The organism is Streptomyces longisporoflavus, from assembly GCF_014649775.1.
Taxonomy (GTDB): Bacteria; Actinomycetota; Actinomycetes; order Streptomycetales; family Streptomycetaceae; genus Streptomyces; species Streptomyces longisporoflavus.
Genome location: NZ_BMTR01000041.1, coordinates 20997 through 42797 on the forward strand (window position 1 = coordinate 20997; position 21801 = coordinate 42797).

General features: G+C 70.2%; 29 protein-coding genes and 4 pseudogenes. 20 read left to right on the forward strand and 13 right to left on the reverse strand.

The window, feature by feature from the left end; all coding sequences use genetic code 11:
• Window positions 1-296: 296 nt before the first annotated feature.
• Together IE226_RS39745 and IE226_RS39750 are read right to left on the reverse strand one after the other, a co-directional pair.
• A complete protein-coding gene (locus IE226_RS39745; RefSeq protein ID WP_190086398.1) occupies window positions 297-689 on the reverse strand; it encodes a hypothetical protein in 393 nt (130 codons plus the stop codon).
• Entirely contained in the window at window positions 686-889 is a 204-nt protein-coding gene (locus IE226_RS39750; protein ID WP_190086399.1) for a YlcI/YnfO family protein, read from the reverse strand. The genes IE226_RS39745 and IE226_RS39750 overlap by 4 nt, the downstream gene beginning before the upstream one ends.
• Window positions 890-1283: 394 nt before the next feature.
• On the opposite strand from IE226_RS39750, the gene IE226_RS45330 reads away from it, so the two are divergent.
• The 3 genes from IE226_RS45330 (at window position 1284) to IE226_RS39760 (ending at window position 2767) form a co-directional block, all read left to right on the forward strand.
• The gene (locus IE226_RS45330; RefSeq protein WP_373307105.1) at window positions 1284-1607 is read left to right on the forward strand and encodes a protein kinase family protein; all 324 of its coding nucleotides are present in this window, start codon (window positions 1284-1286) and stop codon (window positions 1605-1607) included.
• A complete protein-coding gene (locus tag IE226_RS39755) occupies window positions 1541-2323 on the forward strand; it encodes a phosphotransferase (RefSeq protein WP_373307106.1) in 783 nt (260 codons plus the stop codon). Before IE226_RS45330 ends, IE226_RS39755 begins: the two co-directional genes overlap by 67 nt.
• A 243-nt stretch (window positions 2324-2566) precedes the next feature.
• Complete coding sequence (locus IE226_RS39760; RefSeq protein WP_190086400.1) at window positions 2567-2767, forward strand: hypothetical protein; 201 nt, start codon at window positions 2567-2569, stop codon at window positions 2765-2767.
• Between the two features lie 7 nt (window positions 2768-2774).
• On the opposite strand, the gene IE226_RS39765 is transcribed toward IE226_RS39760, so the two are convergent.
• Window positions 2775-5138 carry a hypothetical protein gene (locus IE226_RS39765; protein ID WP_190086401.1) on the reverse strand — a complete coding sequence of 788 codons (2364 nt, stop codon included), beginning with the start codon at window positions 5136-5138 and terminating at the stop codon, window positions 2775-2777.
• A gap of 158 nt (window positions 5139-5296) precedes the next feature.
• Here IE226_RS39765 and IE226_RS39770 point away from each other — a divergent pair, with 158 nt between their 5' ends.
• Window positions 5297-5590, forward strand: a complete 294-nt coding sequence (locus tag IE226_RS39770) for a hypothetical protein (RefSeq protein ID WP_190086402.1) — start codon at window positions 5297-5299, stop codon at window positions 5588-5590.
• A 30-nt stretch (window positions 5591-5620) separates the two neighbouring features.
• Here the strand turns inward: IE226_RS39770 and IE226_RS39775 are convergent, their stop codons facing one another.
• Window positions 5621-6349 carry a GNAT family N-acetyltransferase gene (locus tag IE226_RS39775; protein WP_190086403.1) on the reverse strand — a complete coding sequence of 243 codons (729 nt, stop codon included), beginning with the start codon at window positions 6347-6349 and terminating at the stop codon, window positions 5621-5623.
• Window positions 6350-6540: 191 nt separating this feature from the next.
• Here IE226_RS39775 and IE226_RS39780 point away from each other — a divergent pair, with 191 nt between their 5' ends.
• A complete protein-coding gene (locus IE226_RS39780) occupies window positions 6541-7632 on the forward strand; it encodes a hypothetical protein (protein WP_190086404.1) in 1092 nt (363 codons plus the stop codon).
• Here IE226_RS39780 and IE226_RS39785 read toward each other — a convergent pair.
• Window positions 7591-7926, reverse strand: coding sequence for an EthD domain-containing protein (locus IE226_RS39785; protein ID WP_190086405.1), 336 nt, complete (start codon window positions 7924-7926; stop codon window positions 7591-7593). The two genes, IE226_RS39780 and IE226_RS39785, sit on opposite strands and share 42 nt — an antisense overlap.
• A 67-nt stretch (window positions 7927-7993) precedes the next feature.
• Here IE226_RS39785 and IE226_RS39790 point away from each other — a divergent pair, with 67 nt between their 5' ends.
• Together IE226_RS39790 and IE226_RS39795 are read left to right on the forward strand one after the other, a co-directional pair.
• Complete coding sequence (locus IE226_RS39790) at window positions 7994-8368, forward strand: MerR family transcriptional regulator (RefSeq protein WP_190086406.1); 375 nt, start codon at window positions 7994-7996, stop codon at window positions 8366-8368.
• Between the two features lie 491 nt (window positions 8369-8859).
• Entirely contained in the window at window positions 8860-9462 is a 603-nt protein-coding gene (locus IE226_RS39795) for a hypothetical protein (protein ID WP_190086407.1), read from the forward strand.
• Between the two features lie 10 nt (window positions 9463-9472).
• Here IE226_RS39795 and IE226_RS39800 read toward each other — a convergent pair whose 3' ends face one another.
• The 6 genes and pseudogenes from IE226_RS39800 to IE226_RS39820 form a co-directional block, all read right to left on the reverse strand.
• A complete protein-coding gene (locus IE226_RS39800) occupies window positions 9473-9787 on the reverse strand; it encodes a hypothetical protein (protein WP_190086408.1) in 315 nt (104 codons plus the stop codon).
• Window positions 9788-9818: 31 nt separating this feature from the next.
• Window positions 9819-9983, reverse strand: coding sequence for a hypothetical protein (locus tag IE226_RS39805; protein ID WP_190086409.1), 165 nt, complete (start codon window positions 9981-9983; stop codon window positions 9819-9821).
• A 173-nt stretch (window positions 9984-10156) separates the two neighbouring features.
• Window positions 10157-10421, reverse strand: a pseudogene (locus tag IE226_RS45155) (NF041680 family putative transposase); the annotation flags it as partial.
• Between the two features lie 101 nt (window positions 10422-10522).
• Window positions 10523-11221 (reverse strand): class I SAM-dependent methyltransferase, encoded by a 699-nt coding sequence (locus IE226_RS39810; protein ID WP_190086410.1) that lies wholly within the window; start codon window positions 11219-11221, stop codon window positions 10523-10525.
• Between the two features lie 108 nt (window positions 11222-11329).
• A complete protein-coding gene (locus IE226_RS39815) occupies window positions 11330-11848 on the reverse strand; it encodes an ATP-binding protein (RefSeq protein WP_190086411.1) in 519 nt (172 codons plus the stop codon).
• 163 nt (window positions 11849-12011) lie between these two features.
• Window positions 12012-12431 carry an ATP-binding protein gene (locus tag IE226_RS39820; RefSeq protein ID WP_190086412.1) on the reverse strand — a complete coding sequence of 140 codons (420 nt, stop codon included), beginning with the start codon at window positions 12429-12431 and terminating at the stop codon, window positions 12012-12014.
• A gap of 243 nt (window positions 12432-12674) precedes the next feature.
• Here IE226_RS39820 and IE226_RS39825 point away from each other — a divergent pair, with 243 nt between their 5' ends.
• Together IE226_RS39825 and IE226_RS39830 are read left to right on the forward strand one after the other, a co-directional pair.
• Entirely contained in the window at window positions 12675-13919 is a 1245-nt protein-coding gene (locus tag IE226_RS39825) for a helix-turn-helix domain-containing protein (RefSeq protein ID WP_190086413.1), read from the forward strand.
• 11 nt (window positions 13920-13930) lie between these two features.
• Window positions 13931-14404 carry a hypothetical protein gene (locus tag IE226_RS39830; RefSeq protein WP_190086414.1) on the forward strand — a complete coding sequence of 158 codons (474 nt, stop codon included), beginning with the start codon at window positions 13931-13933 and terminating at the stop codon, window positions 14402-14404.
• A 70-nt stretch (window positions 14405-14474) separates the two neighbouring features.
• On the opposite strand, the gene IE226_RS39835 is transcribed toward IE226_RS39830, so the two are convergent.
• Window positions 14475-14942 carry a hypothetical protein gene (locus IE226_RS39835; protein WP_190086415.1) on the reverse strand — a complete coding sequence of 156 codons (468 nt, stop codon included), beginning with the start codon at window positions 14940-14942 and terminating at the stop codon, window positions 14475-14477.
• Window positions 14939-15136, reverse strand: a pseudogene (locus tag IE226_RS39840) (IS256 family transposase); the annotation flags it as partial. The pseudogene IE226_RS39840 and the gene IE226_RS39835, both read right to left, overlap by 4 nt.
• A gap of 202 nt (window positions 15137-15338) precedes the next feature.
• On the opposite strand from IE226_RS39840, the pseudogene IE226_RS39845 reads away from it, so the two are divergent.
• The 11 genes and pseudogenes from IE226_RS39845 to IE226_RS39890 form a co-directional block, all read left to right on the forward strand.
• Window positions 15339-15647: pseudogene (locus IE226_RS39845) on the forward strand (helix-turn-helix domain-containing protein); the annotation flags it as partial.
• 119 nt (window positions 15648-15766) lie between these two features.
• Complete coding sequence (locus IE226_RS44495) at window positions 15767-15949, forward strand: NUDIX domain-containing protein (protein WP_229871862.1); 183 nt, start codon at window positions 15767-15769, stop codon at window positions 15947-15949.
• A 27-nt stretch (window positions 15950-15976) separates the two neighbouring features.
• Window positions 15977-16198 (forward strand): NUDIX hydrolase, encoded by a 222-nt coding sequence (locus tag IE226_RS44500; protein WP_229871863.1) that lies wholly within the window; start codon window positions 15977-15979, stop codon window positions 16196-16198.
• A gap of 411 nt (window positions 16199-16609) precedes the next feature.
• The gene (locus tag IE226_RS39855) at window positions 16610-16864 is read left to right on the forward strand and encodes a hypothetical protein (RefSeq protein ID WP_190086417.1); all 255 of its coding nucleotides are present in this window, start codon (window positions 16610-16612) and stop codon (window positions 16862-16864) included.
• On the forward strand, window positions 16842-17360 hold the full coding sequence (locus IE226_RS39860; protein ID WP_190086418.1) for a DUF6879 family protein: 519 nt from the start codon (window positions 16842-16844) through the stop codon (window positions 17358-17360). Before IE226_RS39855 ends, IE226_RS39860 begins: the two co-directional genes overlap by 23 nt.
• Window positions 17361-17381: 21 nt before the next feature.
• Window positions 17382-18230 carry a helix-turn-helix domain-containing protein gene (locus IE226_RS39865; protein WP_190086419.1) on the forward strand — a complete coding sequence of 283 codons (849 nt, stop codon included), beginning with the start codon at window positions 17382-17384 and terminating at the stop codon, window positions 18228-18230.
• Between the two features lie 132 nt (window positions 18231-18362).
• A complete protein-coding gene (locus tag IE226_RS39870) occupies window positions 18363-18863 on the forward strand; it encodes a hypothetical protein (protein WP_190086420.1) in 501 nt (166 codons plus the stop codon).
• Between the two features lie 297 nt (window positions 18864-19160).
• Complete coding sequence (locus IE226_RS39875) at window positions 19161-20321, forward strand: methyltransferase domain-containing protein (RefSeq protein ID WP_190086421.1); 1161 nt, start codon at window positions 19161-19163, stop codon at window positions 20319-20321.
• A 204-nt stretch (window positions 20322-20525) separates the two neighbouring features.
• A pseudogene (locus tag IE226_RS39880) lies at window positions 20526-20652 on the forward strand (IS5/IS1182 family transposase); the annotation flags it as partial.
• Between the two features lie 217 nt (window positions 20653-20869).
• Complete coding sequence (locus IE226_RS39885) at window positions 20870-21235, forward strand: hypothetical protein (protein ID WP_190086422.1); 366 nt, start codon at window positions 20870-20872, stop codon at window positions 21233-21235.
• Between the two features lie 174 nt (window positions 21236-21409).
• Window positions 21410-21724, forward strand: a complete 315-nt coding sequence (locus IE226_RS39890) for a hypothetical protein (protein WP_190086423.1) — start codon at window positions 21410-21412, stop codon at window positions 21722-21724.
• Window positions 21725-21801 lie beyond the last annotated feature (77 nt).

Below are 21801 nucleotides of genomic sequence, written 5' to 3' on the forward strand. Positions count from 1 at the left end.
AGCGCACAGGCCCACCCGCGCGGGGCAAGGCCCCCCAGCAGGGAAGAGACGTGATTCGGAGGTATCGCGACGGGTTCTGACCGCGCAGGGAACCAAACAGCAGGGAGCAGGGAGCAGGGAAGGGGCGCGGATCTTCCGGGACGTACCGCGGCCGACGGTGAACGAGTGGCTCCATGACGCCGCCCCGTTCGGACCGACGAGGGCCTTCAGCCTCGAAGCTACATGATGGTCCGCTGGCAGAGGAGTCGGTGGACCGATTTCGTGCTCTGGGCTGAGGTTGCGCAGAAAAACACGCGCTAAGCGTCCAGGTCTGTGCGCCAGGTCCGGATCGCCGTGGCTGCATCACGCAGCGCTGCTTCGCCCACTCGGATCTCGCCTGCCAACGCCCACAGGGCTTGGGGCTCGGGGGCGACCGGACGCCCGGAGAGTTCCATGTACGCCTGCGCGGCGGACCAGCCGATCACCAGGTTGTAGTCGGCGAACGGCCTGAGGACCAGCGCGAGGTACAAGAACGTCGCCGCGCGTGCCTCGGGCTCCTCGTAGTACGGCGTGCCCGCGAGCTGCTCGTAGCGGTGGGCCGAGCCCGTCCAGTGCAGGGCTCCCCAGTCGCTGATGTCGACGTCGGCGGGCGCCGCCTCGGACTGGATCGTCAGGAGCCATCCGGGGTCCACGTAGACGATGGGGCTCACCGCAGGCCTTCGGGCGCGTCCGCGACGGCCGCCTTCGCTACGGAGTAGGCGCCGCGGGCGGCGGTCAGGAACGCTTCGCGGTCCACCTCGGAAATAAGCACCGTGCGGGCGAGCGAGCGCGTGGAAACGCCCTTGGACGCGGCGTAGGCGTTCAGGCGCTGAAGCTCGTCATCGGTGAGATCCACAGAAATCTTCGGCATGCCTCCAACAGTAGAGGCACCAGTGGAGGCACGCCAGGGGTTCCCGGTGCGGCGGCCATCCGTGAGACGCACGCCGCTGCGGCCGGAGGCATCCGTCGCCCCGGTCCCCGCGCCGGCGGTCTTACGGTCCGGTCAGTCCGATGGCCGAGGACCGGAGCGCGGCCGTTTCCCTGCCGGGTTCGACCGGGGGCCGGCCGCGTTCCCGTCGGGGCTCAGTAGCCCCGTGACTGGTACAGCGCGTGGACCTGGCCCTGACCGGCCGCTTTGCCGGCCATGAGTGTCACGGACGGTTCGCTGCGGGACGTAGCGGGCAGCGCGGCGGTGACCTGCAGCGTCCGGGCGGGTCTGTGTGAAGGTTGTTTTGTGCCGGGATGGACGGCGTATCCTGCGGCAGGTGACCGGCCCTGTTGCAGTGGATGAAGCCCGGGAGAACGCCCTCGACAGGGATCTTGCGGCGGTTACCGATGCTTTCGGTCTCGGTGAGGTCACCGGGGCGCCGCGGTACCTGGCGGACGGCCTGATGAACCGGAACTGGCAGATCAGCACCCGTCGGGGCCGCTTCGCGGTGAAGCAGATCATCGACGTGCCGCTGGAGGCCGCCCGCCGCAATCTGCGCACGCTGTCGGCGCTGGCCGCGGACGGCATCCCCGTGTGCACACCGGTCATCAGCACCAGGGGCGACACCGTGACCGAGGTCGGCGGCCGCGGCACTGCGTGATCGAGTGGGTGGAGGGTGCCCACGTACGCGGCAGCGACCTCGCTGTGGTTCAGGTGGTCCTGCTGGGCAAGCAGCTGGGCCGCATCCACCGGGCCCTGGCCGTGTACGCGCCCGCCCCGGTCCCCGCCGCCCCGCCCGGGGCGGAAGTCACCGGCGCGGCGAAGGCGGTCGAGGCCGCCGACCGCTACCTGGCCACCGTGGCCGCACTTCATGCGCCCCGCGCGTTCGACCGCTGCGTTGCCCAGGCGATGGAGGCACGCAAGCAGCTGCTGGAAAAGTACGCAGACCTCCGCCCGCTCGGTGACGTGCCGGCGGGCCCCTACGGCTGGACGCACGGCGACTTCCAGTTCCGCAACATCGTGTGGCGCAACGGGCAGGTGGCCGCAGTCCTGGACTGGGACCGGCTGCGGGTCCGCCCGTACGCCGAGGAAGTCACGCGGACCGCGCAGGTGCAGTTCGGCGTCGGAGGCCGCTTCGATCTGGAGCGGGTCAGTGCTTTCCTCTCCGGCTACCGCACGGTGGTCGATCTGTCCGTCGAGGACCTGGCGGACGGGGTGCAGCGGCTGTGGTGGAAGAGGATGACCGATTTCTGGCAGCTGAGCTTCCACTACCAGCGCGGCGATAACGCCTTCGACGATCTGTTCCTGCACGACGAGGCCCTGCTGCTCTGGTGGACCCACCGCCTGGACCAGGTCCGGGCCGCTATAACGCGATGACCCCGGCCGCCCGCAGCACGGGCAGGCACGGCCGGGCGAAGCGTCCGGCCCGCGTGCGTGCCCTGTTACCCAGCCCCGGATCCGGCCGGGACGCGTGCAAGGCATGCGACACCGCCGCCCCTCAAGCCACCCCGCAGGGGCCCGCCGAGTCGCCGAACAGGCCAGCCCCCGGCCCGGGGCACCGACTGCGAAGCGGCGATGTCCCTGTTCAGGCCTGGATCGACGAGCACGGTGCCGACAGCGATGAGTTCGCCTACACCCCCCGCCAACAACTGCTGGCTGAACCGGTTCGAAGCCCAGTTCTCCGCTCTGCGCTCCTTCGCCATCGACGGCACCGACCACGCCGACCACGGCAGCATGCTCCGCCGGTACATAGTCGGGCGGTACCACCACGCTGATGGCCGACGCCCGGGAAGCGTCGTTGACAAGGGCAACGCGACCTGACGGGGCACTAGTTTCGCCGATGTCGTCCGCGGCGCCCGTCAGCGGTTGCCTTCACCCAGGTCACGTCTGTCAATGGCCCTGGTGCGGGAAGGGGGACGTCGCCCTGGCTCCTCCAGAATCTCGTGGAGAACACCTTCTGCTCGTTCTTGGTACGTTCTTTGCGCAGGCACGACGTGAAAGCGCCATGGTGACGCGTGCGTGCGCTGCGGGTAAGCGCGGCGGCGTGCAGGTTGAGGCTGGCAGCCTCCAAGGCGAGGACGAGGACCGCGAGGTCCTCGACTGGCAACAGGTCCAGACACGCGTGGGCGAGGCGGTCGAAGATCCTGCCGCTCATCGGGGCGGTGTGGCTGTCCGCGCGGGCCACTTGTCTGAGCAGGATGGTGATCTCACCGGCCCCCTTTTCGGCTCCTCCTCCACGCAGAACGGCGTCGAGTTGTGCACCGAGCCGGACAGAGGCCAGCGCCAGCGCCAGCGAGGCCACGGCTGTCGGGGGCATCTCGCGGGCACGTTCCAGCAGCGCCCTTTCGTCAAGAGCCGCCGCCCCGCCCTGGTGCAGGATGCGCAGGAAGTGTCCGGCATGCCCGGTGGGCCGCTCCTTGAGCGTGCACGCGAGCACCATCTCGGCGTGCGAGGGCAGTGGGATCTCGTTGAGGGCGCGGAAGAGGAGGGCACCATCACTGGCGCTGCTAATTCTGGCCGCGTGCTCGAGAACCCACCGCACCTCGCGGTGGCCCTCGTCCAGAGCGCTCAGCAGCGACAGGAAGTCGCAGGCCGGGCGCCGGGCCGCGGCCTCGATGAGGACATCGCAGGCGGGCTTCTGGTTGCCGGTCGCATGCAGGTCGGTGATCAGAGCAGCGATGTCGCCGGGCGCACGCGTGAGGGCCGCGCGTTGCAGGACAGCTGCGGCTGCTACGTGGTTACGCGCTGTACGCAACGCGGCTACCAGGGCCACCAGATGTCCTGTGCCGCGCGATTGGGCGCTGTCGAAGACGAAATCGGCGTCCTGCAGCAGGCCCTGGCGCGAAAGACTCTCGATGAGTTCGGTGACGTCAGTTGCGGGGCGGGCCGCGACAGCGGCGGCCTGGAGTTCGCTGGTGAGATCGCACCAGCCTCCGGCTCCCAGTCCGCGGCTGAGCTCCACGATGTCCGACGTCGGACGTTCAACCGCCGCGGCACGCAAGGCTTGAGGAAGTGCTGCCGCCAGATCGGTGGGCACCAACACGGCAACCATGTCCAGCACTTCCGGGACGGGACGGGTGGCGCAGAAGGCACCGATCACAACGGCGACGTGGTCGGACAGCTGCTCCCGGTCGAGGGCCAGCGCGAACGCGGCGGTGTCTGGTGCCGTATGGAATTGCACGGCCGCCTGCAGCAGCTGGGCCCCGCAGTCGACCAGATGAGAGCGGTGCAGTTCAGCTGCCAGCAAGCCCAGGTCGTCGATCGGGCGGGTCAGTGCGAGTACCGGAAGCGCCGCCTTGGCGTGTGCCCCGAGTCCGGCTCTGTCCAGCCCTGCCAGGAGAGCCGCCACCTCATGGACCCTGCGGGACTTGCTGACGGAAGTGACCAGTTCACTCGCCATGGCCCGTTGGGTGCGGGACACCAGATCGCTGACCACGGTGACGAGTTCGGGGACGGAAGCACTGCGGTCGGTGGCCTCCAGTGCAGCCATCAGCGAGGGCACGCCCACCGCTTCCTGCCACAGTCCTTGCACGGTTTCGAGCTGGGATTCCAGCATGTGGCACTGGTCTTCGGCAGCGATCAGTTCAGCCCGTGTGACCGCCAGGGCTTCCTTGAGGTAGGTGATCTCCTGCTGGAGGTCATCGCACTCCCGCCCCAACTGCTCGTATTCGCCCTGCCACACGTCGACTTCACCCTGGTGCGCCAGGGCCTGCTGCTCAAGCTCGAGGACCAGGCCGTTGCAGCGGGCCTCGGTGTGCGACAGTCGCTGCATCCGGTCCAGAAGTGCTTCCTCCAGCGCCTGGGCATGCGCCCGCTTGCGCCGGGCTTCCTCATCAGCAGCGGCCAGCTGGTCTTCCAGCTTCTGCCTCTTGCTCGCCGGCCTGTTGGACTGCAGTGCCTCTCGGTGCAGCTCACGGATGCGCTGCTCCGCCTCGGGCGTGATCGGTGAACCGGCCTCCCGAAGATCAGCGATCAGCGTGGCGACGAAGTCCCACTGCGCAAGCCGCTCCCCCTTGAGGTAACGGGTGAGCGTACTGGCGTCCAGGTGACGGCGTGCGGCATAGCGCCGTACGCTCACGCGCAGACTGGAGAAGAGCAACCGGAGGTCCTCGACAAAGGCCCGTTTCTCCGCTGTGAGGTCCCGGCTCAGCGGTGACAGGCGCGTCGCCCCCGTGGTGTTGCTGGTGCTCATGCCACTGCCCCTGTTCCGTCAACTGCACCCAGTATCAGGTCTGTTCACTTCTGCAGCAGCCGCAAAGCGTTGACACCTGTAGTCGGCAACACCTCGCTTGCTGCCAACGCGGGACGTCAACAGCGGACCGGCCCCGGGTGCATGGCGAACCGGACACCATGGACAGCGGGGCCGACGAGAAGAAGACGGCAAGGACCGCGCAGGAGGAACAGGCGAGCATGACATGCCACAGTGAACCGGAGCCGCAACAGAACACACCGCCGCCTCAGCCCGACCCGCCAACCACACTGCTCAGTCAGCGCGCCGCGGTGATCCTGCTGCTGGGCGTGCTGGCGGCAGCTGCGGCGGCGGTCCTGACCGTGCTGGCCGGCGGCTCCCTGGCCGGCGGACTCCTCGCCGGAGGCGGCGCGTTCGGCGCCGGCGTTCTGTTCTTCAACGCGATCATCGCCTGAAGGCCAAGGGTGCCGCCGTGGTGCTCTGCTTCACCATCCGGACGCTGAGGTGATCCCGAGCTTCCCAGGGGCCACTGCCGCGGCCAGAACACGGGCGGGCGCTGGCGGCCGGCCGACAGCCCTCTCGCGCCTCGCAGCCAGTCGGCGGCTTCCCCACAGGGCAGACGGCACGCGGAGTTCAACCGCTGCGTCTACCCCGTGCGCTGACGGCCCCACTCGTCGCGCCCGGGTCCGGTCAGCGTGCGGGAAGTGCCAGCAGCACGCGTGGAACAGAGGCGCCCGGGGGATGTGCGAGCGCAGGTCACCGAGTGTCTTCCAGCCCCAGCTCTCGTACAGCGCCCGCACCTTGGGATGTTGCCGGTCGACGAGGAGGGTGGCGCGCTCCTCGGTGCGCCGGGCCAGGAGCGTGTCGTGCAGGCGGCGGCTGAGCCCGGTTTTGCGCCAGGGGGCGCGGACCATGAGCTCGCTGAGCGCGTAGGTGCGGCTGCCGTTCTCCTCGGTGACTTGCCGGGGCATGTCGGTGAGCAGGCCGCGCCACCACCGTGCGTCGGCCGCCAGCGGGGCCCCGTAGGCATAGCCGGCCACCTGGTCGTCGGCGTAGCCGACGGTGCAGGTCCATCCGGGGCGCCGGCTCCAGCCGTCCAGTCCCCGGGCGAAGCGGTCGACGGCGGCGAAGGGGCCGGTGCGTGCTGCCGCCTCGTAGATCTCGGCGTAGACATCCAGCAGCAGGGGCCGCAGGTCTGCGGCCTCATCGTGCACCTGGAACCCGCCTGCCTTCCAAGCGGCGTGTGCGTGGGGCGCGCTGCGGTACGGAGACAGATATGCCTACGAAGCGACCCAGAAAGTCGCGTAAGCGCACGCGCGAGATCCGACAGCAGAGCCGGGCCGCCGGCACTCATTACACCGAGGCGATGAGGGCGAACGACCGTCTTTGGGCGGGCAGTCGGCAGTTGTCACCGCGCGGCACCCCCGTTCGCACCCTTCTGCTGCCGCTGTTCCAGGAAGCCCTTGAAGGCCTGTTTCACCTGGAGACGCTGCTCCTGCGGCTCCGGAATGTTCTGGTCCTCAACCACAGGGGGGAATTGCTGGATGTCATGGGGTACGCGGGGGTGCCGATCCCCGGCGCGCCGATCGAGGACGTCAGCGAGGCGTACTGGCGGGTGCGCGCCGCCCTGCCCGAGGGGACGGAGGAGTTCGCGGACGGGGCCCTGGAGGAGTACCCGCCCACGGCCAATGTGCTGCTGCTGGCGGGCCCCTGCGACGGCGGGAGGGTCATGCACTTGACCACCCTTGATGTGGCCGAAGCGGACCTCACGCTGCTCACCGAGTCCGCCGACGCACTCGACCGCGCGGCCGGCCCGCGACCTGGCCCGGAGTTCGAGGCGCTCACAGAGGCGCTGGGCGAACTCGGGCGCGTGCCCTACTACTCGTGGATGCCCTCGGGGGACGAGGGCACCATCGCGCGCTGGGTGCGGCGGGCGCTGTCGGCAGTCCTGTACTCGCCCTTCGAGGGCCCGCACGGCGCGGCCGACCACGAGACGCTGTCCAACGTGCTGCGATACGCCGAGGGCCGGGAGTACGTCGAGGTGGACGAGGACGAGGAGCAGGCAGCCGAGCGCGTGCTGGCGAGCATGATGCGCGCCGCGCTGGACGACCTTGCAGTCGAGGACGAGGTTGAAGCCACCACGCGCCCACGAACGGCCCATGAGCACGATCAACACGGACGAAGGCGGCGCATGACCACGGAAGAACTGACTTTCGATGAGCAGGACGAGCTCGTCGTGCTCTTGTCCACCGGCTTCGGACGATGCCCGAGGACGAATTCGAGGCCACCTTCCGAAAGCTCGACCGGCCCCACCAGCTCGAAGTCGAGGATGCCGTCCGCGAGTTCGCCAGCAGAGCCGTCGGCGCCGGCAATTGGGATCAGTAGGCACGAGGGAGCCCCGGCGGCACGGTCGGCCGCAAGGGCTGAGCTGGTGTCCGTCTGCCGGGTCGGTCCGTCAGATGACCTTTTTCTCCTCGGTGACCATCACGGCCACTGAGTCCATGTCGATGAAGCGTGCTTCGTCGGGGTTGACCAGCATCCGGTAGTTCTCGGAGGCGAAGAAGGCATCGTGGTCCTCCCAGCCCTCGAACCAGATTTCCGTCAGGCCGTCGTAGGCCCGGTGCGGGTAGTTCGCGGCGGGGACCGGGTGGGACACCGTGTACTTGCGCACGTAGCGTTCCGCCTCCGGGATGGAGGTGAACAGCGGCGCGTGCCTGTCCCGGTGGTGCTCGACGAAACGCTCGTAGGACATTCCCTCGACACGGTTGATCATGAAGATGAGCTTCAGCATGGAGTTAACCTAAAAGCTCACATCAATGTCAGGGGCAAGGGGGCCCAGAGCATGAGAGGAATGCGGCATGCGGATCGGTGACCTGTCCGCCCGGACGGGAGCCAGCCGTCGGTCGCTGCGCTACTACGAGGAACAGGGCCTGCTCGTCAGCTCCCGTTCGCCCAGCGGACAGCGCCACTACGAGGACGAACACGTCCAGCGGGTACGCCTCGTGCAGGCGTTCCTGGCGGCGGGCATGTCCAGCGGCACCATTGCCGAGATGACGCCCTGCATGGCCGAGCCGAACGAGGACCGGGCGCGGCAGGCTCTGGAGATCATGAGCCGCGAGCGGGCCCGGCTGTCCCAGGCCATCGACCACCTCGCCGCCGCCAGAAACGCGCTGGACAACCTCATCGAGGACAACCACGCATACCTGGCACGCTCGGCGCAGGACGGTTCGTGACCCGGCGACGCCCGGATCAGCGCGCAGAGCAGACAAAGATGCCGGCCAAACCATGCCCGGCCAGGTGCGAGGCCCCGGAGCACGCCTCAGCCGTCCCGCCGGGTCAGCCCGCGAGCTTCGAGCAACTCGGCCAGAATGGCCGGCGTGTTCGCGTCCATGCCCCGATCTCACCGCAGGCGCCTGCGGCAAGGGATCTGACATCCTGTGACAGGGAGTTGATCCATGCCTCGAGCTGTGACGATTACCCGGCCGGCGCGGCAACGCGTGCGGACTGCAGCGGTGTCTCACGGACTCCCGCTTCCGCCATCGGCGGCGCCATTGCCTGCGAGCAGGGCCAGGCCGGGGTACAGCTCCAGGAATGCGAGACGCACGGCTGAACTACAGCTCTCACGGACGCTGGTCTACGAGGCGCTGACCCGCCCCCGAGGCCGTTCTGACGTCGTTCTGACGCCAACCACCGCTCGGTCCCGTTGGCGCGGCACAATGCGCAGATGGATGCTGTGACGCAGGTGGCCCTGATCGGCGTGGCAGGCACGGCAGTTGCCGGGTCCGCCGGGATGGTCGGTGCCGTGCGCGCGGCCGGGGTCAGTGCGCGAGGCCAGGCGGCGCTTGAGGACAGCAAGCTGCGCCGCGCTGCCTACAGTTCCTGCGCAACAAGCCTGATTGTGCGCCGCGATGCGGTCTGCGCCCTGATGGAAGCCATGCGTTCCAACAGCATCGGGCCGGATGCGGCGAGGGCGGAGCTGGCCCGGGCACAGACGATGCGAGCCGACGTCATGCGCACCATCGGTGCCGTCGTCGTGGAGGGACCTGCGTGGCTGGCCGACGCAGCGGAGTCCGCTGCGCGTCACCTGGATGTGTGGCTCGATGGCCTGGCGTACTGGATCGGTGAAGACTTGCCCGACCGTATGCGAGACCGTGAGCAGTGGGACAACCGTCAAGCCGACCGTCTACTGTCGGAGCAGGCCATCGAACGCTTCGCGAGGGGCTGCCGCCTTATCGTGCACCCCGGGCAGGACCCCCGACCGCCCCGCTGGTTTCCGTACGTCGGCTTGCCGGGCTTCGTTCGCCGCCGTCGGCTGAGCCGCATGTAGGTACGCGGGCCTATCGCAGCCTGGTGCGCCCCGTTGCGGGCGAGGGCTGCGCGCGGCGGCCGCGGGCGGTTCGTCCGGGCCTGCCGCGCCGTACCGGGCCCTCCACCCCGGCCGCACGCCTGGCCCACTTGGCGACCTGCTCGGGTGGCAGCGCGATGACGTTCATCGACTCGGCGACCGTAGAGGCGCACTCGGGGCGGCTGCAGTGCACAGGAGAGGCCGCCACGCCAAGGAGCGGGTAGGTCATGGGCCCGGGGGGCAGGTACTGGGCCGCGCAGCCCAGGCAGACGTAGATCTGGCGCTGTGGTCCGTCGCTCTCGCGCATCGCTCTCCCCGGGTGGTGCGGGTGCTGCCGGTCAGGCTTCGCCGGTGCCGCTGCACGAGCTGCACTGCCCGGTCCACCGGTGCTCGACGGGAAGCAGATTGCCGTCTTCGTCGGTTTCCACGCTGTGCGACACGTGCTCGGTGACCCCGTCACCGTTGCAGGCGGGGCACGGCTGCGGCTGTTGGTCGCCGGACACCTACCCAGCATGACCGCCGGCGACCCGCCGCGTCAGGAGAATGGCACTACCGGCCGCCCCTTGCGGCACACGCCCGCAACCGGCCCGGTGGTGCTGGCGGGGTCACAATGCACGCACGGCGTGGTTCAGCCGGGCGGGGCCGGGGCCGGCCCCCCGGGTGGCTGAGCTTGTTTTTATGGTTTGCGAGCTTTGAGATGATTAAGTTCAGCGATGCTTTCAGGGCGTCTGGTTGATTTGCCCGCATCGTAACGGGTTGCGGGTCGCCGGTTCCTTGAGCCAAGCGGGGCGCCTGGTAATGGAGTTGAGGGCTTGGGAGCACGGGCCGGCTATGCAGGCAGGGCGGAGGTTCCTGAACCCGCGGCGGACGCGGGCCGGGCGAGCCGGGCGGGCTCGGCCCGCCTCTCCCCGGGGGCGGCGGAGAGCGGCCCCAGCCTCGCGGGGGAACCATTGCCCGGGGCTCGGCGTCGTGTCTGGTACTCGTGATTCCTTAGGGGTGCACTGTGGAAGGTGATCCGCCGTGGTGGGCCATCATCGTGATTTCAGCCGGCGCGACCGCGGTCCTTGGGGCGATCCTTCTGTCTGCGATCGCCGCGGTCGCTATCGGAGCGGGCTGGATGCGTAAAAAGTACCGCCGCTAGCCCGACACCACGAACGCCCCCGCCAAAGAAGCCGGCACAGACGTCCGAGATGGGAAGACAAGCTGGTCTTCGTACAGGGCTCGAGCTGCTGGTTCGCCCGGTGTACCGGCGCAGGACCAGCGCACTGACCCGGCGACCGACACGGTGAATCTGGTGGTGGGCCCACCCGTCGGCGAGTTGATCGAGCTGTTGTCTGCTCACGCCGCGATGGTGCTCGTGGACCAGGGCACCGGGCTCATCGATACGGGTCAGGACGAAAAAGACACCGCTCCAGGACAGCCAGCTGCCGACATCGACCATCAACCGGGCCCAGTCGAGGTAGGCGACGGCGAAACGGCAGGTCACCAGGTCCACCGAGCCGGGACGGATACCGGGAACAGGCTGCCGGTCGAGGTCCAGGGTCTCGAACCGGGTGTCGCTTCCCGTGCTGCGGCAGGCCGCCTGCCGGATGGCCTCGCCCGCATAGTCATAGCGGCGCACGCTCATCCCCCAGGCGGCCAGCTGCCGCGCCCAGTGGCCGGTACCGCACGCCAGATCGACGGCGCTTCCGGAGAAAGGAGGCCCCAGTCCCCCGCCGTCAGCCGCCGCAGACCACGGCACTCCCCCTCCGGGACACCACCGGGCCCGGCCGGCCCCGCTGCACGGGCAGCGGGGGCCGACGCGGACAGTGTCTCTCCGGCCTCCTGGCGTTTGCCCGTCATCCCCGGCTCACCAATCCGGTCTGAAATGCGTGCGGTTGTCAGAGGCACCCACAGCACCTTCAAGCAGCGAGGTGCTCTGCTGCGCGGGGAGAGTGATGGCCGCATGCACGGTCGTGCCGCCGGCGTCGTCCCTGCTCTGGCCCCAGCGACTGGCCAGGGCTTGGACGATCAGCAGGCCGCGGCCGGACTCGGCATCGGGCGGGACGTGCCGGGCGCGGAGGTGGCGGTGGGGGCCGTGGTCGGCGACGCTGACCGCGGCCTCGTCGTCGGTGAGGGTGATCTCAACTGTGATTTCGGAACTGCGCGTGCAGGTGACGGCGTTGGTGGCCAGCTCGCTGACGATCAGCTGCAGGTCCGCCCGGACGGTTTCGCACACGCCCCAGTCGGCGAGAGTCACACCGAGGTAGGCGCGCGCCCGGCCCGGAGTGCGCTCGGAATCGCCGGGCAGTCGCAGGCGGGTGGTCAACGCCTGCGAGCGGACGGCGGACGGCCCGTCCGCCGGGTCTCCGGGTGCTGAGGGAGACATCACGGCCGCACCCCCTCTGGCTGCACAGGGGCGCAAGCCGGTTGCCGCGGGCCGTCGTGGGGGTAGAGGCCGCAGGCCGCTGCGCCGCTCAGCCACTGGCGCAGGATGATCAGCTGGCTTCGCGTACGGGCGAGCTCCCGCCCGGACGGAACCATGACGGCGTTCACCTCTCCTGGCCGGGGTCGGCTTCCAGCAGGGCCCAGACGTGTTTGCCGCCCCGTCCGGGGCGGGTGCAGCCCCAGTGCGCGGACAGTGCCTGGATTAGGAGCAGTCCGCGGCCGCGGACGTCTGCGGTGTGCGGGGTGCGCACGATGGGCAGGTCGCGCGAGGTGTCGACCACGGCGATCAGCAGGCGATCGGCGCGCGGGTGTTCGACGATGACGCGGATGTGGCGCCCGCGGGTGTGGTGCACGGCGTTGGCGATGAGTTCGCTGAGCACCAGCTGGGCCGTGTCGGCCTGCTTCTCGATGCCCCACGCCGCACAGGCGGTGCGGACCATGCGCCTGGCCTCCGTCGCGGTCTGCGGAACGTTGGCCATCATCACGTTGTAGCCCGGATGCTCGGTTTCTCTGGCTGCAGCCATGGTCATCACGCCTAGGTCAGGGGGCGGTGGCGCGGTGCGCATCTTCCGCGGCGGCGGAAAGGGCGGGGCCACGCCGGGGCCAACCAGGCTGCTAGTGGGCCAAGTTGGCATGATGGCCAGTCAACGATCACTATGCGTGCGAAGGCCATCACGGATGCGGCACGCGCATAGGGATACCCGCCCGGCGGGTAGAGGTAGACGCTTGAAGCCGCACGGGCTCTTAGCGTGGGGCGAGGGGACGCCATGGATGTGCAGACCGGCCCGGTTGGGGAGGCATCCCGGACCGGGGACTACGGGCGAGTGATCCAACTCGTCCGCCTTGAAAGGCGGATGACGCAGACCGCCCTGGGAGGGGCCCTGGGCCTGAGTCAGTCCGCGGTGTCCCGCCTGGAAAAGAAGGGGCCCGGCCCCTACAGCACGGACACCCTCGCGGCGGCAGCGGCGCACCTGCAGATCCCGCCGGCAACGGTGGGGCTCGCCGGCAGCCGGCCGACCAGTCCACGAAACGACGGTGAGGACGTGAACCGACGACGCTTCATCGGCGCAGCGGTGGCCGCTGCGGCGCCCCCTGCCCTGGCCTCCTTTCCCGAAACGGCCGAGGCCAGCGGCGGGCAGGCCGCAGCCCTGCGGCTGTCCACCACCGCCTACCGCAGACTGGACAGCTCGGTGCCCAGCCGCGATCTGTCGGAGGCCGTGCAATCCCATCTGCGGCTGATCCAGAGCGTCACCCGGGCCGCGACCGGCGAGGAGGACCGCCGCCGACTGGCCGCCGTGGGCAGCGAGGCGGCCAGCTTCGCCGGCTGGCTCGCCTGGGACAGGGCAGATGACGGATCGGCCCGCTCCTGGTACGGAGCAGCACTCAAGGCGGCGCGCTCGGCGCAGGATCCGCTGCTGGGCGCCTATCAGGCCGGCAGCCTCGCCCAGTTCGAGGCCCACGCCGGAAACAGCGTGCCGGCCCTCAACCTCACCCGACGCGCCCGCCGGTACCTGGGGGAAGACGGCCCGGCCGTCGCCGACGCGTGGCTGTCTGCCGTCGAGGCGCTGGCCCACGCGGCGGCCGGTGACCGGCGCTCGGCCGACACCGCCCTGACCGCGGCCCGCACCAGCGCCCGCGACCTGGACCGCCACGCGCCGCCGTGGCCGTGGGTGTTCACCTTCACCCCGGCCAAGGTATCCGCCGCGCGGGTCGCCTGCGGCGCCCGGCTGGGCCTGGCCGACTGGGTACTGGCCGAAGACACCCGTGCCCTGGCCACCGGACACGAGAAACAACGCGCCCTGCTGCTCCTGGACATCGCCGCCGGACACCTGGCCGCCGGACGCATCGACGCCGCGTTCGCCCTCGCCTCCCGCGCACTGGACACCGGGCTCCGCTACCGTTCCGGCCGGATCGTGGAAAGAGCACGCACGGTGCGCAGGTCACTGGCCACCAGCTCACCGCCCAAGGCCGTGCGCGACTTCGACGAACAACTGCACGGCGTCTACCTCTAGGAGGAACGGGCATGCGGGTAGCCATCACCGGCCACCGCGGGCTGAGCCGCGACGTGGAGGAACAGGTGCGCACGCTCCTGGCCTGCGAGGTCAGCCGATACGACGCGGCTCAGCTGGTAGCGCTCTCCTGCATCGCAGACGGCCCCGACGCCTGGTTCGCCGAAGCCGTCCTGGCCGCGGGCGGCCGGCTCGAAGTCATCGTGCCAGCCGACCGGTACCGGGCCGGCCTGCCCCGCTGGCACCACGGCGTGTACGACGCGCTGCTCTCCCGCGCCGCCCGCGTGCACCACACCGGCATCAGCGTCTCCGACTCCGCCGCCCACATGGCCGGCTCCGAACTCCTCGTCCGGCTCGCCGACGAACTCCTCGCCGTCTGGGACGGCCAACCCGCCCGCGGACACGGCGGCACCGCCGACGTCGCCGCCTACGCACAACACACCGACACCCCCGTACGCATCCTGTGGCCCCACGGCGCCAGCAGGTAGACCGCCGGCAACCACGACGGCACCCCTACGTTGCCCCGAGCAATAGTCAAGAGTTGCGGGTGAGCTGTCTTCAGCTCTCGCTGCGGTGGTTGAGGCTGATCCTGGCGGTGTTGCGGATCCGTCTGGTGCGGCCGGCTTCGGCGAGGATCTCGATGGCCTCGGTGGTCGTCCCGGCGGCGGCCTTGAGCTGGAGCCAGTTGGATGACGCGAGCAGATTCTCCCGCTGCCAGGGCAGCTTGAGCGTGATGGCGCGGAACAGTGACCACTCCCGCAGGCGCTGAGCCAGGAAGGGGTGGGCGATCGTGGCCCGGGTCATCGCCTGCACCCACCCCTCGTAGGCGGGACCGGGGCAGAGACCGGCGGCCCGACGGTCCAGGTGCCGCAGCACAGCAGACTGGGCCATCGTCAGGTCTGGATCGGTGAGCACGCGGCCGACCAGGTCAACCTCGTTCGCGTCGGCAACGTGCCCCAGCTTTTCGAGGTAGGCCGCGAAGCGGACGTGCTCGTCCGGGTTCTGCAGGATGTCGTGGACGTTCATGCGACCTGCTCCCCGCGCCCGACCAGGACGCCGTTCTCGAATCGTGCACCGGCACGGACCAGGGACACCAGGTGAGCTCCGGTGATCGCACGCCATCGCGCCCGAGCCGACTCGACCAGCTTGAAGACCACCGCAAGGGCGGCCGCCGGGCTGCCCGCGCCGCGGGTGACCTTGGTGCGGAGCCTGACCGTGCTACACGACATCCTGGAGAGCAGAACCCCGTTTCACGTGGGCTCAGCCACCGGATACATGAGCCGCACCGATCGTTCAGCACGAAATACAAATCCGTCATCACCGTAGCTGTCGCTGCAGGCAGCCAGGAACACGGCGTCCTCATCGTTGACGCCCCCCTGAGGGTTGTCCCGTAAGTGATCTTGCCATGGGATGGTCTCGGCCGTGGCTGGTGTGATCACGGCGCCGGAGCCGTCCTGGACAGCCCCGTTCGCCCGACTGATCCCACGCGCCCTCGGCAAGTTGACGAGGCAGCGGCACCGCGAGGGCGGCCACGGCCCGGCGCGGCGCCGCGAGGGCGGCGACGCGCCGGGCCGTGGCCGGCCGTGGAAGCTCTCCATGGAGGACCGGGCGCTACTGGTGGCCGCGTACCGGTACACCAACTTGACTCCGCGTCAACTCGCGCCGCTCTTCGGAGTGCCGAAGTCCACCGCCGCTCGCGTCATCGACCATCCCGGCCCCGGGCTCGTGATCGGGCGGGCGGTAAAGCGACAGATTGCCGGCTCGGGCAATTCACGCGTCGCGATGGCGGGTTGGTGACGGCGTGCTACGTTCCGAACACCCGTGACCGGCCGCGATCTTCGAGGACTGCGATGGCGTATACGCCCCCCGCCTGGCCCGTCTCCGTCAAGGGCGTCGCCCTGGACGCGCGGGGCCGGGTGCTGCTGCTGAAGAACGAGCGCGGGGAGTGGGAGCTGCCCGGCGGGCGCCTGGAGCCCGAAGACGCGGCACCCGAGGCGACCGTGGCGCGGGAGATCAGTGAAGAGTCCGGGTAGACGGTCACGGCCGGGCCGCTGCTGGACGTGTGGATCTATCAGCCGCTGCCCGGGACGATGCCCGAACGCCGCGTCGTGATCATCACCTATGGCTGCACCGTCCTCACCCCGGACCTGGAACCGGCCCTGAGCCACGAACACCAGCAGATCGGCCTGTTCACCGCTGACGAGGTGCCTGGCCTGACCATGCCGGACGGCTACAAGCAGTCCATCGCCGCCTGGCACCGGCGCCAGGGGAGGCGGCCATGAGCGGCGGCGAGCCGGTATTGCGCCCCTCGGCCCGACATGCGCTGTGGCACGGGGCTACTCCGCAGGCCCAAGCTGTCCTCGCCACCCGCGACCCTGGGCATCCGGCCCCGGCGCGGGGCCTCCACGACGCCGGCGACGCTGTGCGCCGGGCCCGGCATCTGCCCGTCCACACGGACGCGGCGCCCGCCGGCCGGGGAGGGCGGACAGAAGACGACGGGCAACGGCTCGGTCATACCGCCGGCCTCACGCGACAGCGATGGACGCATGCCAAGAGCCCCCGGCAAGGCGGGCCCCCGCGTGCCGGCGTGCCGTGAATCTTTCGACGGCCGGAATGAGCTCTTACCGCTCCTGTCCCTCTGCGGGATGATCGGGACGCAACATGGCGCAACTGTCTGGACGCAGGAGGCGGTCATGGCACTACTTTTCATCGGGATCGACCCGGACACCGGCGGGGGCAACTGCCCGGCGGTGTGGGTGGACCAGCCCGACGGAACGCGGACGGAGCCCGAGCTGGTGCTCCAGGGGTGGCTGGCGGATGCGGCCACGCTGGAGCGCTGCGCCAGTGACAGTCCCCGGCCCGACAGCGAAGCCGTCATCCGCATTCCGGCGCGGATGGTGGCCCAGATCAGGGAGGCATGCGACGTTGTCGAACGTTCCCGGCTTTGACGAACTCCTCGACAGCGCCCAGTACCGGGCCTGGCACCTGGAGATGCGCGACACCTACGGCGTCGACGAGGAAGCCGGCACCGTTGCCGCCTGGCGGGCGAGCGGGCAGGTTCCCGCCCACGACTCGGATTTCTGGCGGCCCTGGGTCGGGCTGGTGCAGCGCACCGTGGCCCGCGGCGTGGAGGTGCGGCGGGTCCGTGTCGTCTCGGAGCCGGTGACGCAGTACATCCGTTTCGAGCACGCCATCACCCCCACCAACCTGCACGCCGGTGAGCAAGTCCGCTGGCTGCCCCGCGCCCGGGCCTCGCACCTGATGCTGCCGGGCAACGATTTCTGGCTGATCGACGACCGCATCATCCGCTTCAACATCTTCTCCGGCGACGGCCAGGCCGTCGAGCCGCAGGCCAGCACCGACCACCAGGTCATCAAGCAGTGCGCCGACGCCTTCGAGACGGTGTGGGAACTGGGCACCGAGCACACTCAGTTCACTGTCTGAGCCGAAGCCCCATCACGCACCATGACGAGCACTCCTTCATCAGCCGCCCGGGCGGCCCGCGCCCAGGTCGCCGCGCGCCTGGTCGACGTGCGCAAGAGTGCCGGCCTCAAGGCGATCGAGGTCGCGGCGGCCTGCGGCTGGCACAAGTCGAAGGTCTCCCGGCTGGAGAACGCGCGGGTGCTGCCCACGGACGCGGACATCCGCGCCTGGTGCAGCGCATGCCGCGCCCCCGGCGCGGTCGATGAACTCATCGCCCGCACGCGGGACGCCGACCAGCTCTATGTGCAGTGGAAACGCCTGCACCGCACCGGCATCCGCCGCATGCAGGAGAGCGCGGTGCCGCTGTATGACTCCACCCGGCTTTTCCGCGTGTACTGCTCCAACGTCGTCCCCGGCCTCTCCCAGGTCCACGGCTACGCCGAGTCGTTGCTGGCGACGATCAGCGACTTCCAGGGCACCCCCAACGACGCCCCGGAAGCCGCCACCGCGCGTCTGGAGCGCTCCCGCGTCATCTACGAACCCCAACACCGCTTCGTGCTCCTGGTCGAGCAGGCCGTACTCGCCTACCGGTTCGGGACGCCGTCGGTCATGGCCGGGCAGCTCGGCTACCTGCTGGAGATCATGTCGCTGCCCGGCGTCGCGTTCGGCATCATCCCGCAGGACGCCGAGCGCATGATGTGGCCGCTGGAGACATTCATGATCTTCGACACGGCACGGGTGCAGGTCGAGACGCTCACGGCGGAGATCAACATCAAGGACCCCGACGAGATCCAGGTGTATGCCCGGGCCTTCGACCGGCTGCGCCAGATGGCCGTCTTCGGCCCGGCCGCGCGGGCCCTCATCACGGCGCAGATCGCCGCCCTCGGCTGACATCTGCCGCAACTTCCCGCAACTTCCTGGCTCCCCGGCTCCGGCCGGTCCTAGCGTCATTGCCGTGGCCCGCGGCCGCCATCGGGGCGGTGCGCGGACGACGCCGCCGTGACCGGACCGGGAGGCCCCCGCATGAGCGCTTGCGCACCGAGCCCCGCACAGCCGGAGGGCCGCCCCCTGAACCCGGCCGGGGCCGACAACGCCGTCCACCGTGCCGGGGGCCCGGCAGCCGCCGGCCCGGACAGCCGCCTGGCCGGTGACGCCGCCGGGGAGTCGACCGCCTGCCCCGCCGCGCTGATCGGCCCGGCCGAGTGGCGCCTGGCCTTCACGGGCAGTGCCGGCCCGGCAGCACAGCGGGCCCGCGATGTCCTGACCGACTCCATCCGCCGCGCCGGAGCCGTCCACCCTGACCAGCTCACCGGCGCCTTCACCCGCCCCGCCGCCGGCCTCTGCCTCCCGGCCGGGGCCTGCCGGCTGCTGAACAACGCCGTGGCCGCCGCGGTGAACCACCGCCACCGCGCCCGCCGCCCCGAGCGCGCCCGGCCGGCACAGACGCTCATCACGGCCGCGCCGGTGCCGCCGGCCCTCGTCGCGTTCGGCGCGTCTCTCCCCGCCGTGGCGGACAGCCCCTGATCTCCCGTGCCGGGCCTGAACACCCCACCCGCCGGACCCCCTTGCGGGACGGCCCGGCACGGGCTCCACCCGAAGGAGAGCAGGATGAGCACCCCCGCACCCGGACCGGACCCGCACCCCGGCCCGCTCCCGCCCCGCAGCCACACGTCCCCCGGACAACAAGGAGAAACGACCATGATCAATCACATGGTGAGCATGTCCGGGAAACACGGCGGAGAAAGTGACGACAAGCCGTGGACGCCGCCGCCCGAGCCGCCGTCCCCCGACGGCGCACGCCCCAAGTAGAGCGGGGCACCCGTGGACTGGCGCACCATCGCCGCACGCGAGCTGCAGGCCATGGGGGGCTTCGCCTCCCCGTGGCTTCGGCCCGCCTTCCATGCAGTGGACCGCGAGGCCTTCGCACCCGCCCGGTTCTGGTCCCAGACCACCGACGCCGACGGGCTGCACCAGGTCATCGACCGCGGCCGGGACGAGGAGGCCTGGCGCCAGGCGGTGTGGGACAACCACCACTCGCTGATCGTGCAGATGGACGACGGGCGCACCCCGCTGGACGGACCCGCCAGGGGCGACTACTCCTCCTCCATCTCCGCCCCGGACATCGTCTTTCGCAAGCTGCACGCCCTCGACCTCAAACCCGGCCACAGGGTGCTGCACATCGGCACCGCCTCCGGATACGACACCGCCCTGCTGTGCGAGCGTGTGGGGTCCGACAACGTCACCAGCATCGAGTACGACCCGGGCCTCGCCGCCTGGGGCGCGGACAATCTCCGGGCCGCCGGATACACGCCGACCCTCGTGCACGGCAACGGACTCGACGGCTGGAAGACCTCGGCCCCCTACGACCGGATCATCGCCACCTGCGCCGTACGCGACATCCCGGCCGCGTGGCGTCACCAGGCCGCCGACGGGGCCCTCATCCTGGCCCCCTACAACACGCTGTACGCGCGCGGCGCTCTGCTCAGGCTGCGCGTAGAGGACTCGGTGGCCTCGGGCCGCTTCACCGGCGCCGCCTGGTACATGTGGGCACGCCAGCACCGCCCAAAGCCCGAACTGCACCCCGGCCAGGACGCGCACCACGAGGCGTCCGTCATCCATCCCGACCAGATCTTCGGCCGGGACTGGCAGGCCGACTTCGCGCTCGGGCTGCACATCCCGGACATCTCCTTCGCCCACCGAGGACAAGGAGCAGACCGCCAGGTGCAGCTGTGGGACGCAGCGGGCACATCGGTGGCCATCGTCAACTACCAGTCCTGGTACGCCCGTGACGCCGTCGCCGTCTACGGCCAACGCAACCTCTGGGCCGAAGCCGTGAACGCACACACCACATGGAGAACCGCGGGAAGCCCGCACTACACCCGTTACGGGCTGACCATCGACGACAGCGGCACCCGCCTGTGGCTCGACGACCCCGCCAACCAGCAGGACACCGCCCCCGACACCGCGCCCCCGCCCCCGTGAGCGAGAGAGGCACTTCCCGTCCCGCAGCACCCTCGTTCACCGCCGAACGACAACCCCGAATCCGCCGGCCACGGGAACTCCGCACGCCTAACGGCGGCCGTCGACGAGTTGACGAGGGAAACCATCCAGCCCGCGCCGAGCGCGCTCACGAGAAAACCGGCCGCCGGACGGCACTCCGACCCCCACCCGGACCACCCCATCGACACCCTCACCGAGCGGTCGAAGAGCTACCGGCAACTCCACCAACCACCAGGCCGTCATCGACGCCGGCACCCGCCTGACCGTCGTGGCCGGCCGGCCACTCGCCGGGAACCGCAACTACTGCAAGGCATGAGACATGAGAGAAGTCAGGCGCCAAGGACACCCACCGGCGTCCAGGCCCCCGCAGGGTCCGGCGGGGACCCGCCGCGTCCGCGCCGGGACTCATCGGTGCCGGACCGAAGAGACCGGGGCGCAGTGCGGTGGCTGCGTGCCGGCAGGCCGAGGGGGCCGCAGTGAACACGGTGCCGGCTCCATGCCCGTGATGCCGCCCGGGCAGAATCACTCGTGTGACGGTCTTTCACTGCGTGAACTGCCAGCAGCCCCTGACCGGCGAGGTGGAGCCCGGGGAGCCGTTGAGAGGCCCCGAGCGTCCGCCCGGACACGAGATCGCTTCACCGCGGATGGCTCAGGGAACCTTCAAGGTCAACTTCGACGGTTCCCTTCTGATCCTTCACCCCGATGACGTTTTGGGGACGGCACCCCATGGTGATGCTCGCCGCCTCAGCGGTTGCTGCGGCCTCGCGGGCCACGAGGGGCCCAACCTCGTCTGTTCCGGCTGCGGCACCGAAGTCGCGATGAAAGAAGACGATTGCTGGACCGACAACCTGGTGGCCCTGGCCGCCGCCGCGGTGAGTGAAGGCCGCCAGCCGTAGCAGGCCATCACACGGTTCCCCCCGCCGGCCACCGGGCTCGTCAGCAGCCGGAGTCCGGCTCTGCCGCGTCGAGCCGGAACCAGTCCCGGGCGACCATCCAGGACCGGGAGTCCAAGAAGACCCTTGCGATGCAACGGCACCGGCCGGCCCGTACACGGCGGCGCCGTCGTGCCGGTGACCGACGGGAAAGTCCCGCAGCCCGCCCGCGACTTCGCCCGCCGGCAGAGCCCGCGCGTGATCGACCGGCAGCCGCTGCAGCAGCAGGCCCGCGGCCGCCGCGCCTGCCAGCCCGCCCGTTGCCGTAACTCCGTCGTCACCGCGGCCCACGCCCCAGTCTGGCTCGCCGAGCAAGAAGACCTCACCCGCACGCTCGGCGACAAACGCCTTGCCCCGGCCCGGCGTGCGGCCCTCCATGAACGCCTCGCCGATGTCACCCGGTCACCGCCCAGCTCCCCCAGGCATCCTGATGGCCGTTTCTGCCCGTACTGAGGCCAAACTCCGTCGGGTGTAGCTCTCCTCGGGGGAAGGGTTGAGCTGGGATAACGTCCTTTGGGGTGATGGTGGGC

What these genes read in the sequence shown, in the direction of transcription:
- IE226_RS39750 (WP_190086399.1), bottom strand. Translation starts at nt 889, where the DNA reads ATGCCGAAGATTTCTGTGGATCTCACCGATGACGAGCTTCAGCGCCTG.
- IE226_RS39760 (WP_190086400.1), top strand. Translation starts at nt 2,567, where the DNA reads ATGAGTTCGCCTACACCCCCCGCCAACAACTGCTGGCTGAACCGGTTC.
- IE226_RS39765 (WP_190086401.1), bottom strand. Translation starts at nt 5,138, where the DNA reads ATGAGCACCAGCAACACCACGGGGGCGACGCGCCTGTCACCGCTGAGC.
- IE226_RS39770 (WP_190086402.1), top strand. Translation starts at nt 5,297, where the DNA reads ATGGACAGCGGGGCCGACGAGAAGAAGACGGCAAGGACCGCGCAGGAG.
- IE226_RS39785 (WP_190086405.1), bottom strand. Translation starts at nt 7,926, where the DNA reads ATGCTGAAGCTCATCTTCATGATCAACCGTGTCGAGGGAATGTCCTAC.
- IE226_RS39790 (WP_190086406.1), top strand. Translation starts at nt 7,994, where the DNA reads ATGCGGATCGGTGACCTGTCCGCCCGGACGGGAGCCAGCCGTCGGTCG.
- IE226_RS39795 (WP_190086407.1), top strand. Translation starts at nt 8,860, where the DNA reads ATGGATGCTGTGACGCAGGTGGCCCTGATCGGCGTGGCAGGCACGGCA.
- IE226_RS39800 (WP_190086408.1), bottom strand. Translation starts at nt 9,787, where the DNA reads ATGCGCGAGAGCGACGGACCACAGCGCCAGATCTACGTCTGCCTGGGC.
- IE226_RS39815 (WP_190086411.1), bottom strand. Translation starts at nt 11,848, where the DNA reads ATGTCTCCCTCAGCACCCGGAGACCCGGCGGACGGGCCGTCCGCCGTC.
- IE226_RS39820 (WP_190086412.1), bottom strand. Translation starts at nt 12,431, where the DNA reads ATGGCTGCAGCCAGAGAAACCGAGCATCCGGGCTACAACGTGATGATG.
- IE226_RS39825 (WP_190086413.1), top strand. Translation starts at nt 12,675, where the DNA reads ATGGATGTGCAGACCGGCCCGGTTGGGGAGGCATCCCGGACCGGGGAC.
- IE226_RS39830 (WP_190086414.1), top strand. Translation starts at nt 13,931, where the DNA reads ATGCGGGTAGCCATCACCGGCCACCGCGGGCTGAGCCGCGACGTGGAG.
- IE226_RS39835 (WP_190086415.1), bottom strand. Translation starts at nt 14,942, where the DNA reads ATGAACGTCCACGACATCCTGCAGAACCCGGACGAGCACGTCCGCTTC.
- IE226_RS44495 (WP_229871862.1), top strand. Translation starts at nt 15,767, where the DNA reads ATGGCGTATACGCCCCCCGCCTGGCCCGTCTCCGTCAAGGGCGTCGCC.
- IE226_RS39855 (WP_190086417.1), top strand. Translation starts at nt 16,610, where the DNA reads ATGGCACTACTTTTCATCGGGATCGACCCGGACACCGGCGGGGGCAAC.
- IE226_RS39865 (WP_190086419.1), top strand. Translation starts at nt 17,382, where the DNA reads ATGACGAGCACTCCTTCATCAGCCGCCCGGGCGGCCCGCGCCCAGGTC.
- IE226_RS39870 (WP_190086420.1), top strand. Translation starts at nt 18,363, where the DNA reads ATGAGCGCTTGCGCACCGAGCCCCGCACAGCCGGAGGGCCGCCCCCTG.